This is a genomic window from Paenibacillus ottowii (assembly GCF_050516475.1).
Classification (GTDB): domain Bacteria; phylum Bacillota; class Bacilli; order Paenibacillales; family Paenibacillaceae; genus Paenibacillus; species Paenibacillus ottowii.
On record NZ_CP191577.1, the window covers coordinates 292,261 to 313,173 of the forward strand.

At 44.1% G+C, this 20,913-nt stretch carries 19 protein-coding genes; 1 reads left to right on the forward strand and 18 read right to left on the reverse strand.

Annotated elements, in window-relative coordinates; genetic code table 11:
- Positions 1-595: 595 nt before the first annotated feature.
- The 18 genes from ACQQ6X_RS01340 to ACQQ6X_RS01425 all read right to left on the reverse strand — a co-directional run bounded on the left by ACQQ6X_RS01340 (position 596) and on the right by ACQQ6X_RS01425 (position 20,219).
- Positions 596-1,756 carry a trans-sulfuration enzyme family protein gene (locus ACQQ6X_RS01340; protein ID WP_305167741.1) on the reverse strand — a complete coding sequence of 387 codons (1,161 nt, stop codon included), beginning with the start codon at positions 1,754-1,756 and terminating at the stop codon, positions 596-598.
- A 146-nt stretch (positions 1,757-1,902) separates the two neighbouring features.
- Positions 1,903-2,616: a YetF domain-containing protein gene (locus ACQQ6X_RS01345; RefSeq protein ID WP_305167742.1), complete on the reverse strand. Its 714-nt coding sequence runs from the start codon at positions 2,614-2,616 to the stop codon at positions 1,903-1,905.
- A 154-nt stretch (positions 2,617-2,770) separates the two neighbouring features.
- The gene (locus ACQQ6X_RS01350; RefSeq protein ID WP_305167743.1) at positions 2,771-3,673 is read right to left on the reverse strand and encodes an alpha/beta hydrolase; all 903 of its coding nucleotides are present in this window, start codon (positions 3,671-3,673) and stop codon (positions 2,771-2,773) included.
- Between the two features lie 230 nt (positions 3,674-3,903).
- Complete coding sequence (locus ACQQ6X_RS01355; RefSeq protein WP_305167744.1) at positions 3,904-4,335, reverse strand: Rrf2 family transcriptional regulator; 432 nt, start codon at positions 4,333-4,335, stop codon at positions 3,904-3,906.
- Between the two features lie 97 nt (positions 4,336-4,432).
- Positions 4,433-4,699 carry a metal-sensitive transcriptional regulator gene (locus ACQQ6X_RS01360; RefSeq protein WP_013310304.1) on the reverse strand — a complete coding sequence of 89 codons (267 nt, stop codon included), beginning with the start codon at positions 4,697-4,699 and terminating at the stop codon, positions 4,433-4,435.
- A gap of 78 nt (positions 4,700-4,777) precedes the next feature.
- Entirely contained in the window at positions 4,778-5,293 is a 516-nt protein-coding gene (locus tag ACQQ6X_RS01365; RefSeq protein WP_305167745.1) for a DsrE/DsrF/DrsH-like family protein, read from the reverse strand.
- Positions 5,290-5,880 carry a sulfurtransferase TusA family protein gene (locus ACQQ6X_RS01370; protein WP_305167746.1) on the reverse strand — a complete coding sequence of 197 codons (591 nt, stop codon included), beginning with the start codon at positions 5,878-5,880 and terminating at the stop codon, positions 5,290-5,292. Before ACQQ6X_RS01370 ends, ACQQ6X_RS01365 begins: the two co-directional genes overlap by 4 nt.
- A 210-nt stretch (positions 5,881-6,090) precedes the next feature.
- The gene (locus ACQQ6X_RS01375; protein WP_305167747.1) at positions 6,091-6,618 is read right to left on the reverse strand and encodes a TetR/AcrR family transcriptional regulator; all 528 of its coding nucleotides are present in this window, start codon (positions 6,616-6,618) and stop codon (positions 6,091-6,093) included.
- Positions 6,619-6,763: 145 nt separating this feature from the next.
- Positions 6,764-7,552 (reverse strand): DUF4309 domain-containing protein, encoded by a 789-nt coding sequence (locus tag ACQQ6X_RS01380; protein WP_305167748.1) that lies wholly within the window; start codon positions 7,550-7,552, stop codon positions 6,764-6,766.
- 119 nt (positions 7,553-7,671) lie between these two features.
- Positions 7,672-8,298: an HXXEE domain-containing protein gene (locus ACQQ6X_RS01385; protein WP_305167749.1), complete on the reverse strand. Its 627-nt coding sequence runs from the start codon at positions 8,296-8,298 to the stop codon at positions 7,672-7,674.
- An 18-nt stretch (positions 8,299-8,316) separates the two neighbouring features.
- On the reverse strand, positions 8,317-8,901 hold the full coding sequence (locus ACQQ6X_RS01390) for a TetR/AcrR family transcriptional regulator (protein ID WP_305167750.1): 585 nt from the start codon (positions 8,899-8,901) through the stop codon (positions 8,317-8,319).
- 226 nt (positions 8,902-9,127) lie between these two features.
- On the reverse strand, positions 9,128-10,360 hold the full coding sequence (locus ACQQ6X_RS01395) for an aminopeptidase (protein WP_305167751.1): 1,233 nt from the start codon (positions 10,358-10,360) through the stop codon (positions 9,128-9,130).
- Positions 10,361-10,407: 47 nt separating this feature from the next.
- Positions 10,408-11,997: an acyl-CoA synthetase gene (locus ACQQ6X_RS01400; protein WP_305167752.1), complete on the reverse strand. Its 1,590-nt coding sequence runs from the start codon at positions 11,995-11,997 to the stop codon at positions 10,408-10,410.
- A gap of 176 nt (positions 11,998-12,173) precedes the next feature.
- A complete protein-coding gene (locus ACQQ6X_RS01405) occupies positions 12,174-13,277 on the reverse strand; it encodes a hypothetical protein (protein WP_305167753.1) in 1,104 nt (367 codons plus the stop codon).
- 194 nt (positions 13,278-13,471) lie between these two features.
- Positions 13,472-15,499, reverse strand: coding sequence for a S9 family peptidase (locus tag ACQQ6X_RS01410; RefSeq protein WP_305167754.1), 2,028 nt, complete (start codon positions 15,497-15,499; stop codon positions 13,472-13,474).
- 248 nt (positions 15,500-15,747) lie between these two features.
- Complete coding sequence (locus tag ACQQ6X_RS01415; RefSeq protein WP_063212946.1) at positions 15,748-16,296, reverse strand: GNAT family N-acetyltransferase; 549 nt, start codon at positions 16,294-16,296, stop codon at positions 15,748-15,750.
- 294 nt (positions 16,297-16,590) lie between these two features.
- Positions 16,591-17,094, reverse strand: coding sequence for a ferritin (locus ACQQ6X_RS01420; protein ID WP_305167755.1), 504 nt, complete (start codon positions 17,092-17,094; stop codon positions 16,591-16,593).
- A 137-nt stretch (positions 17,095-17,231) separates the two neighbouring features.
- Positions 17,232-20,219, reverse strand: a complete 2,988-nt coding sequence (locus tag ACQQ6X_RS01425) for a glycoside hydrolase family 48 protein (RefSeq protein ID WP_305167756.1) — start codon at positions 20,217-20,219, stop codon at positions 17,232-17,234.
- A gap of 277 nt (positions 20,220-20,496) precedes the next feature.
- Between ACQQ6X_RS01425 and ACQQ6X_RS01430 the strand changes: the two genes are divergently transcribed.
- Positions 20,497-20,865, forward strand: coding sequence for a DUF423 domain-containing protein (locus tag ACQQ6X_RS01430; RefSeq protein ID WP_142614654.1), 369 nt, complete (start codon positions 20,497-20,499; stop codon positions 20,863-20,865).
- Positions 20,866-20,913 lie beyond the last annotated feature (48 nt).

Below are 20,913 nucleotides of genomic sequence, written 5' to 3' on the forward strand. Positions count from 1 at the left end.
ACGTGTTACTCACCCGTCCGCCGCTAGGTTAATTAGAAGCAAGCTTCTAATTAACCCCGCTCGACTTGCATGTATTAGGCACGCCGCCAGCGTTCGTCCTGAGCCAGGATCAAACTCTCCATTAAAGTCCAACCGAAGTTGGTTTATCGAAAGAGCGATTAGCTCATGTTGAAACTGACGAGATAAAATATCTCATGTTTGCTTTCATTTTATACAGCCAGATAGCATGTACCAAAATTTCAGCGTTGGATTTTATAAACAAAATCCGTACTCACTCGTTGTTCAGTTTTCAAAGATCAATTCAACAGCCGTTTAACTGGCTGGATATATAATTTATCACGTGTGTACCTATCAGGCAAGTAGTAATATATACCAGTTAATATTTTCTGTTTCTACTCTGCTTCTACACAGTGTAGTTTCTATTAAACCACGTCTACACATGATGATTTATCTGTAACAACCGAAACTCGCGCTTATCTTCTACTTATAATGCAAAGTTAGGGTATAAACGTCATAATTCATAAAAGCAGAAGCTCTTTATTACTGATGGAGCTGCTGCTTTCGCTTTTTGTAGATAAAATCCTGAAATGTTCGCTTAGCTTAAAGCAGTAGCTAGATCCTCTATTAAAAGTTCAGAAGGCTCATGCCCCACAGCCAAGCGGATTAGCGATTCGGGCATGTGCTGTTTTTTTAGACTCTGCTTATTGAATCCGTAGTTCGGTGAGATTATCTGGCTCTCCATAGCCCCCCACGATACACCGATCCGAATCAGCCGCAGTTTATTGATCACTCTGCATATATCCTCATAACCCGAATCTTTTAATTCAAAGCTGAATAATCCGGCATATCCTTTAAGCTGTCTACATGCCAGCTCATGCTGTGGGTGAGAAGGAAGTCCGGGATGATTTACTTTGGAAATGGCCGGATGATCTGATAAAAAACGGGCAACCAGCAGAGCATTCCTTTGATGGGCTTCCATACGGAGCGGGAGTGTTCTTAGACCCCGAATGAGTAGCCAGGCTTCAAAAGGGGCTAACGAGCCGCCAATCAACTCGTATTCTTCAGCATACATACGCTTTATTATCTCCTTAGAAGCGATTACTGCTCCAGCAACTAAATCATTATGACCCCCCAAGTACTTGGAGGCGGAGTGAACGACGATATCCACGCCCCATTCTAATGGTTTTTGGAAAAGGGGTGTAGCCCATGAATTATCGATGATTGTGCGTATACCCTTCGCTTTGGAGAGCGATGCTACTTCCTGAATATTTACCATATCGAATGTAAATGAGGTAGGAGACTCCATAAGAATAGCACGGGTCTGCGGTTGGATGGCATTAGCAACTGCTTCCGTAGAAGTCGAATGTACAATCGTATAGTTTATATCGAACTTCGTTAAATATTTGGCTAGGCTGACGGAAGTTTCATATATGTGTCCGACCAGAATCAGATGATCCCCTGCGGATAAGCTACACATTAAGGCGGCACTGATAGCAGCCATTCCGGAGGCAAAGCACTTGCAGTCCTCCCCACCTTCTAGCGCAGCAATCATTTGTTCTGCAATCCGCACGGTAGGATTAGTCCCTCTCGAATAGACATAATGCTCCTTTTCATGATTAGCTGCTTCAGCATAATCTTCGTAGGTATCAAAGAAAAACGGAGCAGTCTCATAAATAGGAGGAGCAGCAGACTTAGCGAAATATCCCAGTTTATCTTCAAATCTAAGACAGATGAGCCGTTCATCCGAGAAATTCAAACCTTATCACCACTTTCTGAAAAAATCCAAACCCATAGAGGTAGTCTCCTCAATCCGGAGCTCAAATATTCTATATATCACACTCCTTTGGACCTGTGGTGGTTAATTTGCGAAATTCGGAGAAGGTATAAGAGACGATCATTCCTTTATATAGCTCCACCTCTTTTTTGGTGTGTATTCTCTTTCATCGGCACTACATGGAGCGTTCCATCCTCACTAAGCTCTGCATAAGCTATCTCGTCGATGCTATCATATCCCTGCTCTCGCGCCTTTGCTTTTATCAGTTCTACATCAATCGTTTTTCCACGCATAGATTCATCCAGCAATTTTCCCTTATCAATGACAGTAACCGAAAAAAGGTCAGGTTGTGCTTCTATTCCCATATCCTGAGCAGCGGGTGGCTCGTATTCGGGTTTGCGCATGACTGATAATGAGCCGTTCGTCTCTAACGTGGCGTACCAGACCTCACGCAGAGAAAAAATATTTTGCTGACGTAACATGGAGAGTAGCTGTGTAAATTCTATATCATATTTCTCCAGCATTTCTTGATTAACCTGGCCCCTGTCCACAAGCAGTACTGTTCGACCTTCGGCCATATATCCAAATTTCACAAAATGGGTCGTTGCCTTTTCGAAAAAGTAGGCCAGCGCGCACCATAACGCTAAAGCAAACAAAAGTTGCCAAATGGTCACCTCATCGTCATATAACGTATTGCCCACAATTTCGCTTAATACCAATGATGTCAGAAAATCGAGCGGTGTTAACTGACTGAGTGTTTTCCGACCCGTAATAAAAGTAATGATCCACAAGCCAAAAAAGCTGATGATCAATTTGGCCCCAATCGTGACAAATACCTCCATATCTATCCCCTCCGAAAAAAGTTATATTTTTATGGGTTATTTACACCTGTCTTCTTCTGTATAAACAGAGGCATATTTCATGCCTAAGGTTGTCAGAAAAAAAGCCCGCCACCAACTAGAGGCAGCGAACTTTTTTAATCACGGTATTATAGAATTAGTCTTTCAGATGTTGATCAAAAAACTTCTTAACCAGGTCTAATATATGGGGCTGGGTAAAGGCAATATGTCCAGCTCCCTTAATTTTGTACAGAATGACATCATTACCCGATTGCTTAAGTGCTTTGTAAAACTCCATGCTTTGTTCAAAGGGAACCACGTCATCCTGATCTCCATGCATAATTAAAGTTGGTGGTGCCTCTGGGTGAATATATTGCATAGGACTAGCTATTCTTGCTTTATCTTTATTCTCCTGAATAGCTCCTCCCACTAGCTTGGACTCTGGAGAATGTGGTGAATCATGATCAAAAATGGATGGATACTGACTCATAGTCAGTAAATCCGTTGGACCAAACCAATCTACAACTGCTTGAATAGTACTCGACTCATTCGGGTATTCCCTGTCTCCTGCTAACTCCTCATTTCCTTCTGTTAACCCCGCCAGCAATGCTAGATGAGCACCAGATGAATCTCCCCATACGCCTACTCTTTCCGGATTGATATTATATAAAGACGCATTAGCCTTCAGGAAGCGTATAGCAGCTTTTACATCTTGAATTTGAGCCGGAAATATAGCGTTGTCACTGGTTCTATACTCCACACTTGCAACAACATATCCCATTTTGGCAAATTCGGACAGCTGTGGCACAAAAGCAAAGGTATTCTGTTTGGACCACCCCCACCCACAACCTTGTAAATAAATAATCAAGGGGTATTTCTCCTGATTTCCCACTCTGTTGAATAACGCATCCATAGGGTCTCGGTATACTAACAAATTTAATTTTAAGGAATTACCCTCCACATTAGAGAACTCTATGTTTGGAATCAATTGTATGTAAGAGTTCACATCCTTTTCCCAATGCAGCTCCTGGATTTCTTCTTCAACTGTTCTGTTCATCATCACTGTTCAAATCCTTCCATAAAATACTTTTTTTTAAAGACATAGTTTCAGTTGATTCATTTTAAAATCACATTTTCCTCACCTCCTTTCATATTCTTTAGCATTTATTTATAAAAAGTTATAACAAAATCAGTGTAATAGAGTTACTTACAACGAATTCAAAAAAATATACATTTAGAGTATTGATGTAATAATAATTATTACATCGATCTCCAAAAAAATGATGCCTCCTAAGAAGCATTATTTTTTTGGATAATAAGTTCTATAATTTCTTGTATTGAAATATTTCGCAATATACTTTCCATGGCATTTTGAGCCTTCATTAATATAAGCTCCAGTACCTGATTGATATTGGCTCCAACCCAACAATTCGGATTGGGATTGGCATGGGTATTAAACAGTTGATCATCCTCTACTACCTCTACTGCTTTATACACGTCATATAAAGAAATTGCCGCCGGGTCTTTTAATAGATACGAACCACCAGTCCCTCTGCGCACATCCATTAATCCAGATTTTTTAAGCAGTCGGGTAATTTGCCGTATAATCACCGGGTTTGTATTCACACTATCGGCAATTTGCTCAGAAGTCAGATAATCAGCACGTACATGTATAAGGGACAGCATATGAACTGCAATTGAAAATCGGCTGCTAATTTGCATTAATATCACCTTCCGTTGTAAACATTATATTTACAACGGAGCTTATTTGTCAACATCATTAATTGCGCAAGATGTTATTTTCAACTACATTACACGATTATCTACTTTTCACTAGCAGCTGAATTGCTTCTTTAACCAGCTTATCGGTATCTCCTCCAGCTTCTTGCTCTTCCAATATACAACGTTGGAGATTTTCCGCTACAATTTGGGCGATTGCCTTATCTGATGCATTGCGCACAGCTGATAGCTGGCTGACTACATCTTTGCATGATTTTCCCTCATCCATTAAGCGAAGCACCCCACGCACCTGTCCCTCAATCCTTCTCAGGCGGGTTTTTAGTTCATCACTGTAATTGTAATCCATAAAGCAATGCACTCCTTTTTTTGACTTACCATATACACGTATAGGTATATTATAAACCAAAAAAATAAATAGAATACCCTAAATAAATAGATTCACCTTCCCCTGCGACGCATCTCCCAAGTAGGCAGCTACGCCAGCATATTCCACTCCGTCTATTAGTTCTTCTTGTTGTAGTCCTAACAGATCCATGGTCATAGTACAGGCGACGAGCTTGATCCCCTGCTCTCGGGCCAGCTCTATAAGCTCCGGAAGGGAGAGCGCATTATGCTTTTTCATGACTTGCTTGATCATCTGCGGCCCCAGTCCTGCAAAATTGATTTTGGAAAGCGTAAGCTTTTGAGGTCCACGAGGCATGAGCCAGCCAAAGGCTTTTTCGAGCAATCCCTTATGGGTACGCACGAGTTCATCCTTACGCAATATATTGAGCCCCCAAAATGTAAAGAAAATAGTTACTTCATGATCGTATGCCGCCGCCCCATTCGCAATAATGAAGGCAGCAATCGCCTTATCCAGCTCCCCACTAAACAATACAATTGTTGTTTTAGGTTGAGTTTGCCCTTGATGCTCTGTATATGCTCCTGCTGGTATGCTCATATTGAATTGCTCTCCTTTGTTTCTCCTGTCCATGCAGATATGCCTAGGAGCACGGATTTGACGTTTTTAGCGCCTTTGTCTGCTAATAACTGACATGCCCTTTCACTGCGTGAACCAGCTTGACAGATCACTGCAATTTCTTCATCCAGATTCAGTTCAGTGAATCTACTCTCCAGTTCTCCGAGAGGAATGTGCTTAGAGCCTGGGATATGTTTAACTGCAAATTCTGCGGGCTCACGAACATCCAGCAAAATGAAATTCTTCTGTGCAGACCTTTTTGCTTGCAGCTCTTCGTAGCTTATCGTGGAGAGAAACGCTTGCTCCTCCTGCAATTCAGCCGGATTTGCCTTGCGTATATAATGTCGCATGATATCTCCTTCTTGATGAGTGCCCAAATATTGATGTCCGGTGCCTTGGGCCCAGCTCTGAAAGTCAGCTAGCGAACCCTTGTCAGTCACTTGAACCTCCATAATCTGTCCGGCAAGTAGCTCTTTCATAGCTTTTTTTGTTTTTACAATCGGCATAGGACAAGCAAGGCCTTTGCAATCAAGTATCTGATCTGCTTGGATTTGATTAGTTAAAGACATGATATAACCTCCGCCTGTTTTTTTGTGGGGCTTAGTAAGTTTTAATTTATATATACATATACCCCTATGGGTATTAGAATAACGAGATTGACTTCTTTTGTCAACTTCGTTGGCCGCTTTCGTCCCGAAACTAACTAGTTCATGTCTTATTCAAAATAAAAGTGAACAAAAAAAGCCGCACAAAAGCGCGACTCTACTGCGTACATACATCTATTCATCTATTTTCATGAGTTCTGGCAGATCCAGCGACATCGAGATATTACAAAGCATGCCTCTGGCAAGAAAAAGCATCGTTTTTTTCATGGCTTGTTCAATACCTGCCTGCCGGAAAGCATTATAGACTGTCGTATGAATTTCACGAAACCCCTGCTGCATCACACTTACAACCACATCCTCACGGATCGTCTGCGCCTGCATTTGTAAAAGTATTTCATTGCGATATTCCATCATAATTTGCGAGTAGGCTGCAATCAGTTCTTGCTCTAGCTGCTCAGACGAAGCCAAATGAATGACCCCCTGAAAAGAATCTATGATGCGATCAAATGAAACCTTCAACGCTTCAATAAGCAAAGCTTCCTTGGTACCAAAAAAGCGGAAAACATAGGGCTGAGAAATATTGGCCCGTTCCGCAACTTTGGCTGTTGTAGCTCGGTAGTAACCCATTTCCGCAAAGACTTCGATAGCAGCAGATATGATTTCCTTTTGGCGATTTATTGATGTTGATGTAGCTTTAGCCATATGTTCTCATCCTTTTATTTATTACATTTTACTAGTAGTGATTAATCAATCACTAGGTAGTATAAATGTCCCACTCTAAAAATGCAATGGACCAAAAAAGCCGCCTCTCTAATCATGATGGAAACGACTCTTTTGGCACACTTCATTATGGCGTCATCGTGTTAAAGTATAACCGAACATAATTGACCTTTTGCGTTTTGGTTTGATAGGAAAATACTAGATAATAACTAAGATCTGACGTATTGTTGATCGTATAACTAGCTTCTGCTGTACTGGATATGTCTTTAGAGGTGTCGATTGTTTCTGTGGGCTGGCCGAGTTCTTTAATAACTTGTTTAATAAGCAACTTCTTATATTGTGGATGGGAAGAAGTAATTTCTGTAACTTTGTCACTTCCATCCAGTACGAGATCTGTATGATATTTGGCATAGCTTCTCATAGGACCTGTAGAACCAGAATCGGATTTCCCCCATAGCTCGAACAAAAGATCGCTGCTCGTCCCCAAACCAAGACCTTTCGGCAGATTGGGTAACGTTCCCTGCTTGGCTGCGCTCATTATAGCAGCGGCAGAGCTGTATTTACTGTCAGGTGAGGCTGTACTACTAGCAGGTTTATGCTGTGTCGAGGTTGAACCTTGATCAGACTCTTTTCCAGTATTCTTGGAACTTCCCGCATCCGCCCTAGGCTTGCTGATATCTGTACTCGTCTTGTTAGTGTGAGTATCTTGCTCATTGGTATGGCTGTCTGTGTTCTGATCTGTTGAATTACTGGTAGATGGTGTGGCTGTTTTTACTGTGGATAGAGCAGTTGAGTTTGCTTCTCCGCTATTGCCGCATCCTGTCATCACAGCAAAACCTATTGCTAATAAAGCGCTGGTGGTGGCTAGCTTGCAAGCTAACTTTTTACGATTACGAGATTGATGTGTAGGTTTCATTATAAGATCACTCTCTCCTTGTTCTTGGGTACAAACCAAGTGTAACTGAACCTCGTTTCCAGAATACCTCAACTTGTATCCAACTTGTAAACAAGAGCGTTGATAATATTCTAATATACCTACCTACGATCATAAATTCCTAGCTGTTGTTTAGAAAAGGCGTAGGGGGAGTCACTCTTCTTTAACCATATATTCCCTCTAATAATAAAGATATATACAGCAAAAACAAAGTAGATTGTGCCTACAATCCAGTCTATTGCCGTAGGGATATTTTGCTTTACAATTTCATGTATATACCAGATTCCTATAGGAACATGCAGGAGAAGTGCCGTACACAAACCAGGGTTATACACCGTTTTTGCTTTAATATTGACAACAATACCGTGCCAGACGACCTGGAAGAATCCCATCAAAACCGGTGCGAGTCCAAGCCAGACCACATGGGGGAAACATACGGGGAGCAGATAAAATACGTAGGCAATTGCCACATTAATGATCATCGCTGATTGAGTGTTCAAGGGGTAATGATCCGGGGCTTCACTTTTAAACAAAACATTGTTAAATATACCCGCAAAATATCCAGGCCAACGGTATTCTTCAAATTGATGAAACAATATAGCCACAAAGCTCAACCATAACATGCCTGTTACATCCGAAAGAATAGCTTTATTCATAAGTAAAACAATACATACAACCACACCAATAATAGCCCCTGCATCTTGCCAATATTTTCTCAAAAAATTCATATTAGTCACCCCTCTGATTTATTTTTGATCAAAATATCTTTCAAATAGCAAATTTAATTGCTCTTCTATTGAGGGCATTTCCACAACTGCTCCAGACTCAAGAATCGGACTCATCAGTGCAGGCAGAAAAATGGCTCCGAATATTTGCAGCATCATTGCTAACAATCGCTCCGACTGTTGCTCACCTGTCAGTTCCCTGATCGTATTCTGCACCTTTGGAAACCCCATTAAAAATCTTCCGTATTCCTGTTGAGATGTAAAGGGCGTGCTGCCCATCACAATAATTCGCGACAGTAGCTCTGGATATTGGCGAATGACTTGTAAATAGTTAAGTAAAAATTGTTTCAGTCTATCTTGCGGAGGAATCGCTGTATTGTCCAAAACGGAAAATGTGTGCTGAAAGCTGTTTAGAATCACTTCAATAGCTTCACTGAGTAAATTTTCCTTGGAGCCAAAATAATAATTAACTAGAGAAATATTAGTGCTAGACAGGTCAGCAATTTTTCTGATTGTAACCGCCTCGAAACCTTCCTTTTGAATAAATTCCAGCGTAGACTGTAGAATTTTTTCTTTGGTCTGTTGTTTTTTGTCTGGGTGACTCATGTTGTTTCTCCTCCTGTTTAGTTTAATACTAACGGACAAATGAAAGGACCACTTTAAGCAAAACAACAATTAAAACTATATTTAAAACAATGTTTAAATTATTGTTTGAAATCATTTTAGCACTTTACATTTCACAAAACAAGTAAAGATATGAAAATTAGGCTAAAAAAACCCGCAAACGAATCAGATCGTTTGCGGGTTGATTGAATTGAGGTTGAAAGAAGATCTAAATGGCCCAATTTCCTTTGCGGAACACTGCCTCTTTTCTTCCGTCTGGCAGTTCGCCATCAATATCCAGCTCAGCCGAGCCGATCATGAAGTCAACATGAGTCAGGCTGACATTGGCACCGTTCTGGAGCAGTTCCTCCTTGTTCATCTGTGTCCCATTTTCGATGTTAAATGGATACGCACTGCCTAAGGCCAGATGGCAGGAAGCATTTTCGTCGATACCTGTATTATAAAAAATACGATTGAGATTGGAAATCGGTGAATCGTGCGGTACTAGGGCAACTTCCCCCAGAAAGCTGGCTCCTTCATCCGTAGCGAGCAAATGAGTGAGATGCTGCTCACCAGATTCTGCTGTATATTCGGTGACTTTACCGTCCTTAAAGGTAAATGTAATGTGATCTACCAGCTGCCCATTTAAATTAAGCGGCATGGTACTTGTAATGTGACCATTGACACCAGTACGCTTAGGCATTGTGAACACTTCTTCTGTCGGCATATTCGCGACAAAATAATCTCCGCGCTCGTTTTCACCACCACCACTGCGCCAAATATGTCCGTCAGCCAACTCAATTCTCAAATCTGTTCCGGGCGCACGATAGTGCAGGCTTTTATATTTTTTATGGTTCAGCTTATCTTGTACCTGTTCAAGATTTTTCAAATGATTTTGCCAATTCTGAATTGGATCAGAGCCGTCTACACGATTCATTTGGAAAATCGTATCCCACATAACACGAATGCGGTCTTCTTCTGCTACATCCGCAAACACTTTATCGGCCCAGGCTTTCGTCGGAGCTTTAATCAAACACCAGCTAATTTTATGATTGCGGGTATATTTAGAAAAGCCTTCTCTCGCCGTAGCTGCCGCTTTGGTCGCACGAGAAACTTTTTGTGGATCAATACCTTGATATAAATCCGGGTTCGGCACTTTAATCGTTAATGTGGCTCCACCCTCTTCGGCGAATTTCTCCATCATTTCTGCCTTCCAAGCAGGGTAGTAATCAAAGCAGGCTTCGTCACTGTACTCAAAACGACTGCGTGTAATGGAATCGTCCTCAAACTCTACCTGTACATATTTAGCGCCTGCTTCATAGGCTTTGCTGACAATTAGGCGTGTAAACTCAACAGTTTCCAGTGGTGCAGTTACCAACAACGCCTGTCCAGGCTGAATGTTGACTCCTACTCTTACGACCAGTTCTGCATATTGCTCCAACAATGATTCAAATGTACTCATTTTTCCACGCTCCTGTTCCGTTTTGATTATATTAAATGATTTCATCACTACAGTACGGATTGTTTCTCCAGTTCACGCAGCTCCACTCTTCGTATTTTGCCTGAGCTGGTTTTAGGAAGTTCTTCAATAAACTCTATTTTTCGTGGATATTTGTAAGGTGCCGTCCATGTTTTCACATGATGTTGCAGTTCCTTCACTAGCTCTGGTGATCCTTCTATTCCGGCTTTGAGTACGATGAAGGCTTTTACGACATGTCCACGGACTTCATCCGGGCTGGCTACCGCTGCACATTCCTGCACAGAATCATGCTTCATCAACGCTTCTTCTACTTCAAAAGGACCAATGGTATAGCCAGAACTGATAATGATATCATCACCGCGTCCTTCAAACCAAAAATATCCATCCTCATCCTTTCTCGCCCGGTCGCCCGTTACAAAATAATCTCCATGTACACTCGCTAATTTGCGCTCTGGATCATGATAGTACGTATGAAACAATGCCGGCAGATCAGCACGCACTGCAATATCGCCCACTTGCCCTGGAGCCAGCGGAATACCATCCTCGTCTACGACCTCAACAAGTTCCGGTGCAATGGATTTGCCCATTGAACCTGTGCGCAGAGGTACGTCTCTTAGATTACCAATAATTAATGTACTCTCTGTTTGACCGTAGCCGTCGCGAATCGTAATGTTGAATTGCTCCTGAAACTTGTTAATAACCTCCTGATTGAGCGGTTCTCCCGCAGAAACAGCACTTCGCAATCGGGATAGATCATATTGATCCAAACTATCCGTTTTTGCCATAATCCGATATTCCGTCGGTGTACAGCACAACACTTGAACTCCGTATTGCTGCAGCAACTGCAAATAGCGCCCCGGACGAAACGGACCATTATATACGAATCCGGTCGCTCCATTTCCCAGTACCGATAAAAACGGACTCCAAATCCATTTTTGCCAGCCAGGTGCAGCCGTAGCCCATACGATGTCTGAAGTCTGAATATCCAACCATGGTGATGTTATCCGCAGATGAGCATATCCCCAGCCATGGCTGTGTACAACACCTTTAGGATTGCCTGTGGTACCCGAAGTATAGGCCAGAATGGCCATGTCATCACGGTGTGTCTTCACAGCTTCAAAAATATCTTCCTGTCCCTCCATCAGCTCATCCAGCACGAGCCAGCCTGGTGCATCTACCGTGCAGTCCTCAGGGACTACAATGCGATAATCCAAAGCAGGCAAATCATCGCTGATTTTGTCTACTTCACTTGTTACGCCAGCCCAGGCAATGACTGCGCGCGCTTCCGAATGGCGAAGCCGATATGCAATATCCTTGGCCCGCAGCATTTCTGAAGATGGAATGACCGCAAGCCCCAGCTTCAAGCAGGCGAGGTAAATGACATAGGCAATAATACGCCGTGGTACTACGACCAGAACTCTGTCACCTTTGTTAAATCCCAGACTTGCAAGTCCTCCAGCTAGCCGATTTGCCTTTTTCAACAGCTCTCCGTAGGTGATTTCTTCGTATTCCCCTGTCTGACTTAACCACTTGAGCGCTGTCTTATCAGCCTCATGGTGTTCCATTTCCGAAGTCATATTGTAATATTCAGGCGCAAGCCATTGTTGCTGTTCTGTCAAGTTATACCTTCTCCTTTGTACATAAGATAAGAGCAACTTTCTTCACATAGTATAACACGTCTTAGTACCAGGTTCTAATACCAGAATCAATTTTTTTGGAAATAAATAAGAATTGTAAAGCAAACGACAAAAAAAAGAGCCTGAATACAGACTCTTTCTTTTACTACTATTGCAATCTACAACTCAATGTCTACTATTGTAGAAACAGCTTCCTGCCCGTTTACTAGCAGCACGATTCGATGCGCTCCTGCATAGTGACGACGAGTTGTCAGGTCTGCAAACCGGTGTGTTCGTGTCCCCGTTAGACGGGTTCCTCCGGGGACAGTTTTGTCAGAAAGCAAAAACAGTTTACGCGAGACTTGTCCTCTCGCCTTTACAAAGTCAATACCATACTCGATGCGGACGCGTACAGGTTCACCTTCTCGAAGCTGAAGCACATAGCTTAGTTCACAGTGATCACCGATTTTTAACACGGCAGGGTCTGTGGTGAAAGAGGCTGTTGCAACCAGCGGCCCCCCATCCGTATCATCCGCATAGCCGAACATGGCCATCACTTCAGGGATGGATTTGCGAATCAGGGACCGACAGCCATGGCGGACAATCCAGTCGGTGTCAGGATGTACACCTTTCCATCGTTGAGCCGTCGCGATGACGAGATCCGGATGATCCTTGGCAATATCGTTCAAGTTGTTGGCTACACTTTTACGTACATACAATGATGGATCAGCTTTCAGTAATTCCAACACGGCTAATACCGGAGCGGGATCACGTTTGAAGACAGGCAGCGCTTGTCCCCAGGGCAGCCGTGGACGACAGCCTTCGCTGGCAAGACGGCGGACGTGTTCACTGGAGTGTCCTGCCCAGGTTGTCATCTGCCGCATCATCCGTTCTGGTTCTCGGAGGAGAAAGGGCCTCACGGCGAACTCCGCAGAGGATTTTGATGTGAAGCGCTCCAGTGCAGTCATGGACAGATCCCAATGCTCTTCTCCCTGTCCATATACCTCTACAAAATCGGGGAAAAACAAGTACGGAAACCCACTACAGTGCTCATCTATGGCAAATAAAATACAGAGAGCTTCTTCATAGCTACTGGGCAAAAATACTCCTAATGTTGATGAAATACGCCGTATTCGCTCTTTTAGCTCCAGCTCATCCCATTCTTCATCCATAACTTGACGGATAAATCTGTCAATGTCGAACGGACTGTATGCAGCCTGTACTTTTTCACCGAATAGACGAAGGAATTCCTCCGTGTACATATTTTTTAAGGGCTCAGCCATTGTATATCTCCTTTGGTATATGAATATGCGCAAAAAGCGATGAATGAATAATATCTTCATCTATGATAACCGTATATCGTGACTCAGTACCAGTATTAAATGAGGTTAAGGGAATGTATAAGATACATTAAAAAATGCCAAGTCCTAGGATTAGGATCTGGCATTTTTCCAAAATACTACAAATCGAATGAGACTTATATTTTATGTTGGACAAACCAGTCGGAAATACGTTGCAGTCGTTCCACACGAAGCTGTGGGTGTCCTTTTCGTGAAAGGTCGTGACTCGAAGCTGGGAAACGGACAAATTGGGTGGGCTTCCCTAAACGGCGCAATGCCGTGAACAGCTGCTCTCCCTGCTCAATAGGGCAACGTAGATCCTGCTCTCCATGCAATATGAGCAGTGGTGTATTGATTTGCTGCACATAAGCCAGCGGGGATTGTCTCCACAAAAGCTCGAAATCATCCCATGGATTCCCGCCGACTTCATCTTCAGTAAACGAGTATCCTATGTCACTCACCCCATACATCGACAGCCAGTTAGATATGGAGCGCTGGGTCACAGCTGCGCGAAAACGGTCTGTATGTCCGACAATCCAATTTGTCATGAAGCCACCATAGCTGCCTCCTGTGACACCAAGTCTTTCCGGATCAATGAATGGGAATTGGCGTATAGCCTCGTCCACTGCGCTCAGTAGATCGGTGTAGTCACGCCCGCCGTAATCCCCAAGGACAACATTGGTAAAAGATTGCCCGTACCCTCGGCTTCCTCCCGGATTCGTGTAGATGACTGCATATCCCTGTGCGGCCAGCAACTGAAACTCATGAAAAAAGGAATTAGAATACATAGCATGGGGACCGCCGTGAATTTCCAAAATGGCAGGGTAAGTTACCCCCTCCTTAAAACCAGCAGGCTTCATCACCCACCCCTGCACGCGCCGGCCATCCCCAACCTCAGTCCAAAAGCTCTCAGGCACACTGATCTCAATCTCATCAAGCAGAGAATCATTGACTCGTGTCAGCCGTTCCTCGGTTCCGGAATGGATTGCAATCCGGAACAAATCACCTGGTAAAGCGACATCCGTGGAAGCGGCAATGATATGCTGCTCATCTGAAGTAAGCTCAAATTGGTAAATTTCCCGTTCACCTTGGGTTAAAATTTTATAAGTTCCATCAAGCGCAAACTGATATACGTGCACATTTCCTTCAATGGTCACCAGCGTATACAGAGATTGACCGTCCGCGCTGAAGCGTGGTGGGCCTACATGAAGATGTGAACGCATGTCGCTCATACCTGCATTCCCGAGGTGAGCGTCAAGCGTCTCACTAATACATACTGCCGTCCCGCCACTGGAGGGAACCGTATACAGTCGAGTCTGAGTAGCGTCTTTGGCATTACGATCATGACCGTAAAAGGCAATCATTGTACCATCGGGGGAGAAAGCGGCACTCTCGATTTGAAACTCAGAGTGGGTCAGCTTAAACGGAGCTACCGCATTGCCATTAGAAGTCGCAGGAGCTATCGTAAACAAATCATTTTCCTTACGTAAATCCGTATCCTCTTTGGAATGCTCGGCTATTCTAGCGACAAATAAAAGCAGTTGGCCATTCGGTGACCAGACTGGCTCCGCCACATCATAAGCACCTGACGTCAGTTGAACCGTGTGCCCCGAAGTCACGTCAGTTACATACAAGTGGTCACGAGTATCATCCCACAGCCCATAACCGTCGGATTTAGCTTTTGTCCGACCAATGATTCGTCCCTTAAGTTGTTCCTTCTGATTTTCTGCATTGGATGTAGAGGCTGACGGATTCTCAGCTGTTTTAGCTACAAACGATATGTATGCTCCGTCCGGCGACCAGGCTAGTGAATGAACGTTGCTCTTTACATGTATAAGTTGCCTGGCCTCCCCCCCACGTGCTGGAATAATCCATACCTGACGCTTGTTGTCTGTCGTACGGAGAAAAGCAAGTTGTGATCCATCCGGTGACCAGACAGGCGTTTCATCTTTTGGCCCGTATGTAAAGGGTATGGGAGCTTCACTTTTGAATGGCAACAGCCAAATAGCCGAGTTATAACCTGTCCGCTCTTTATTAATACACTGCTCTACGTAAGCGATTGCGCCACTCTTAGGATGAACAGCTGGATCGCTAACCCAGTGAAGCCGATATAAATCCTCGGCTGTTATACGGCGTTTGGTCGTGCCAGATTGCGAGTTGCTCAAGTAAATTCCTCCTTAATATGAACAAATTTATACAACTTCACATTCCATTATTCCGATTAAATTTATATGAATTAAACATACAATTACGTTACTCTTTTTATGTATCTCTGTCAATTTATCCAAAACTCAAAGACCCTCTCTCAGTCGCTATGGACCCGAAAACACCGCTGCTTCGGTTGCTTTCATGAGAGAAGGTCATACAAGCCATTCAAGCAAACGAACCAGTTTTCCGTTCCCAGTGACCGGGTCTAATTTCGGTTAGCCGTCTCGGCTTCATTCTTTTCACGGATGTACGTGGAGAAAAGTTCAGGATTCACTACCTTACGCAGTAAATGCATGGTCCCGTCCCCCGTTCCATGGTCAAAAGCATGGATACGTTCATATCCCCAACGCTCGTACATGGATAATAAATAGGGATGTTTTTCCGCAGTCGCCAGTGTCACTGCAGGAGCTCCGACCTGATCACGAATAATCGTTTGCTCTACCCAGTTCAGCAGTTTTTTTCCATATCCTTTGCCCTGGGCAGCTGGGTCTACGGCAAACCACATCACAAACGGAAGATCAGTTATAAAATTAAGGGCTCTATTTTTCAGATGGCTAACCGTGGCCTGGATGACACCATCAACTTCCAGCACATAGCAATCATTATTTTTAATGTTTTCTTGAATGAGAGCAACGTCTGCCTGAGCGGCTGGCCATTTAAGCTCCAACTGCCGAATTGTTTCATATGCCTCATATGTTACATACTGCAATCTTTCTGCATCCTCTTGCCGTGCAAGACGATAGATTTCGCTCATATAGTCCTCCGCCTCCCTATAGTGTTGTAATAATGTACACAAACGACTTTTCAACTAATCCTATCTATTTAATAAGATATAAAAGTTAACCTAACTGTAGCATGCTCACCATTCAGCGACAAATTAATTTTTTCTATACCTTCATTTAAAATAACAATCTCCCTGTGAGGCTTGGAAACTCCATTAATTAAAAATAAAAGTAAAAAAGCCCGAAAACCGGGCTCCTTTACTTTGTAGGCCCAAAGAATGCTGTCTTCTGTCTCTGGGCATTTCATGCGTAACCTGTATGCAGTGTTATTCCGCAGGGGCAACAAAGCTGCGTTTGGCAAACTCGCTGTCCAGCATATAAAAGGCATTGCTGTCTCTTTCAATGCGCTTAAGCTTTTGGATAACACTATCGAACAGAGCTTCTTCCTCGACTTGCTCATCAATAAACCATTTCAGGAAATGGATCGTTGCATGCTCACGTGCATCAAGGGCCAAGTCAGCCAAATGATAAAATTTTTGTGTGTTTTGCTGCTCATGCTTGTAGCCATGCTCAAATACGTCCAGCATGGAATCATAGCTATTTTTGGGCTCCGATAATGCTGCCAATGTGGCACGTCCTCGACGGTCATTAATATATTTATACAGTTTCATGGCATGAAACCGTTCCTCCTCCGCTTGTACCAGGAAGAAGTTTGCAAACCCCTCCAGACTTTCACTGGAGCAATAAGCAGCCATCGCCAGATATACATGAGCAGAGTAAAATTCAAAGTTCATTTGCTCATTCAGAGCCTGTGCCAAATTGTCATTCATGTCTCAGGTCACCTCGGTCAGATATGTAATGATGTAACGATCATAGTGTACCATGAATTTGTTCACAAAAAAACGGACGGAAGTGAATTCAAGCATACTCACGCTCCGCCCGCCGTGCTCCAACATTTAGTTCACAATCATGGCTCCAGACCCCAGACACGTTTGTCGTTTATATACAAAGGTGCTTTGTCCCAATCCGTATAAGAGCTCGTGCTTGCATCATAGGAAAAATCGTCACTTTCGTTATAATTGCTCCAATCCGCCTTGTTCATGCGAATCTGAATATCCCCTGTGTTTTCCCCTGCTGCCAGACTTCCAGCACCAGCTCCAAAGGAAATTTCCAGATAGTAGTCTGCCCCATTCACGGCCTTATCCAGTTTCACAAAACGTCCCTGAACGTTGCCGCTGCCTAATTGCGCATAATCACAGTGGAACTCCTGCGCCTTATCGCCATCCACAGTATAGTAGTATCTCAGCTTGACGTTTTTCAGATCAATGGCCTCTTTACCTTTGTTTACGATACGGAAGAGTGGTCTAATCTGGTTATCTGCCGGGTTGGTATCGCCCACACGGTATTGAGCAACCACATCTCCCTTTGCCGGAATGGGCGCTGCTGTTGGCTTGGCACTGACTTCAGCAGAATCCGGACTCGTTCCCAAGGAATTTGTTGAACTTGTTACATAATAATAAGTGGTTTCATTCACCACCCCTGTATCCTTGTAAGTGGCGTCAGTTACCGTTGCTACCGTCGTATACGGGCCACCACTCGTTGTAGAGCGTTTAACCGTGTAGCTGTCAGCACCCGTCGCTTTGCTCCAGGTTAGTGTAACTTGTGCATCTCCTGCACTTGCCTTCACATTTGCCGGAGCTTTGGGAGCTGTAGGTTCAGCAGGTCCACTGCCATTAATGAGACGGTCATATTCTGCATAAGCAGTGGCCATATCTACTTGGGACCAGAAACGGTGATACGTAAACTCAGGTGCACCCTTATCCCACTTTTTGGTCTGTTTGTTCCATGAAGTCGTGTATTTGTCTTTAAGATAGGACCACTGCGGATCTTTGGTGATATTAGGGCGGATGTCGCTATAGCTAGAGTACGTACCATTACCGCCCTTGGACGGATCAGACGGTGTAGCATCTGTGCCTGGGATCGTGTTGCCTTGCCCAGTCTTACCACTCCATCCGCTCGGAATATATACTTCTTTAGTAAAATAACGATAATATTCCTCACGTGCTTCCTTCGTTGTAATTCCTATGCCGTCGTTATAGCCCCATGCTGCATCAAGCAAGGCTTTGGACAGATCTTTGGCTTCCTTGCCTAACTCGGTGTAGTCCCCTTTTTCAGCTTTTGTTCCGACAGCGAAGAAGGTCAGCGCTTTCACATAACTGCCCAGCACTCCTGCATCCTGTCCTGGACTCTTTGTTACTACATGAAGATTGGCATTCCCTTTATGATTGGCAAATCCACTCCAGGTTTCAGGCTTGCCGCTCCATTCCAGATTGCTCGGCAGCCAGAACTCACCTTTAGCTGCTGTAGTGGCTACCTTCGGATTTTTGCCACCCAAAATACGCTTGCCTTGTGCATCCAAATAGTATCCCTGTGCGTCAGTTACTGGCCGTTCGTTGGCAAATACATAGTTTTTGGACCACGCGATCCAGTTTTCCGTCACTTGTTTTGCCATTTTAAACTGCTCAGACGAAGTGTCACCTTTCTTGGCTAAAATATAGTACAGCTCCGCGATCCGTTCGACAGGCCACGCCTGCATCCCAAACCAGTTGTTGGACGGTGGATCTTGATATACAGGAGCCCCTGTGTACGCCATGCCATAAAAGGTGCTCGTACCAGACGGATACGCCTTGTAGGCGCCATCCCAGCTATTCGTTGCTCCACCTGCAATGGCCCCCTCATCAGATTGCAGCCAAGTATAAAATTCCAATTGCCGCTTGAGCGAAGTCGCCCAGTCCTGTCCTGCCGTAGGTGAATTTGGGATCAAGCCGCTATCCTTATCGGATAATGCATATGCAGCAACGACGTTCTGGTAACCCTGATGTGCATGGCTGGCTCCAATCCGCCAAGCCCAGTTTCCATTTTGACCCAGTCCGCCGCCCCAAGCCGTATACCAAGCCATTAGATACAGACTGGCATCCTTACCTGTACCAGCAATCGGACTTCCATTGGAAGCGCTTCCTATTTTTTGGAAGTATTTATCGTACATGCCGTAACGCAAGAAGTCTCCCATCTTTTTCGCTTTGTCCAAATATACCTGGTTGTCATACCCTAGTTCTTTTGCCCAGTACATCGCCTGAACCGCCCGTGCGTCCGCATCCGTGGCATTCGTGTAACGCCATTGCTGTGCAGGAGCATTATTTTCCTTGGTGAACAGGCTCATAAATCCTTCATTAGGCTTGCCAAACTTATGATTATCCTGCGATGGATGCGGTACGGCCTCCCAGACCGATTCCTGTTCCCCACGCTGGAAAGTGTTCACATAGGTCGCTGTATGCGACGGATTCAGCAAATTGCCAAAACCATACCAATTGTCTACATCCAGCAGCCAATGCATCAGGTAGGTCTGGTTGTTGCCATAGGTTGCCTTCAGTTCAGCGTCCAGTGGGTCCTTGCCGGCGCCATATTGGCCACTCAGACGGCTTGGATATTGATCAGGCTGCGGGTATTCTGCGGCATAAGTAGCAGGGCTGTTCGGGTTATAGTTATTCATTGTAGGCTGCTCTTCCTTGCCGTCACCTTCATTGACCGGGATGATATATTTCTCCATGTTGTCCCATGCCGATTCCAAATGACCCCAATCCCCGGTATAATGACCATAGAGAACTTCCAGCCACATCCAGTAGCTGTATGCTTCCGAGGTCGTTAAGTGTCCATAGTCAGGAGCCTCACTCATCAGGGTTTCAACGGAATGATAAGGGATACCTTCTTTTGAAAAGTAACCGCTAGCCGGGTCTTTCAGTTGTTTATACATTTGCAGAAAGCGTGTCGATTCAAGGGTTGCGGCTGATGCACGGTCGGGTTCGGCCTGAAATAAGCCCAAGCTTAACGGAAGGACCAAAATGGCTGACATGACTATAGAGACAGATTTTTTGAATACAGATTTTCTACTGATCACCTTTGCATTCATCCTCTCCATTATCAATTTTAGCTTTACTTAATATTTGGTTCCGAAAAACGACAGCACAAAAAGACAGCGTCATCACCTCACTTTCCCGTTATAAAGGTGGAGGACACGCTGTCCATAGCTCCAAATGCTTCACATTGGCCCTGGCAAGAATATACCACACTAGTCGCCAAATGAGAGTCGAGAAATTCTATATGTTTAGAGTCGCACAAGGAAAATTGACGAAATCGAGCGGAATCGGTACTATTTCACAAGGAGGCGTTAAATCATGAAAGTGTTACTGTTGCTTGGTTGTATCATGATGTTTTTAGCTGTAGCTCTGGGAGCGTTCGGGGCGCATGCGTTGAAAAAAAGACTTTCCACAGACATGATGAGCATATTCCAGACAGGAATTCAATATCAAATTGCCCACGGTTTGGGTTTGTTGCTGCTGGGAGTACTTGCAGGCAACCTGGTTCATTCTTCTCTTATTGTAACCGCAGGTTGGGTTATGCTGGTGGGCATTCTCCTGTTTTCCGGCAGTCTGTATGTCCTTAGTGTGTCTGGTGTGAAAAAGCTTGGAGCCATCACTCCGATTGGCGGACTGGCTTTTTTGGCAAGCTGGGTCATTGTGATTGTAGCGGTAATGCAAGGCTAAACAAGGTTTTATATCAGAGACTTGGAAAAGTAGGCGCTTCCAAGTCTT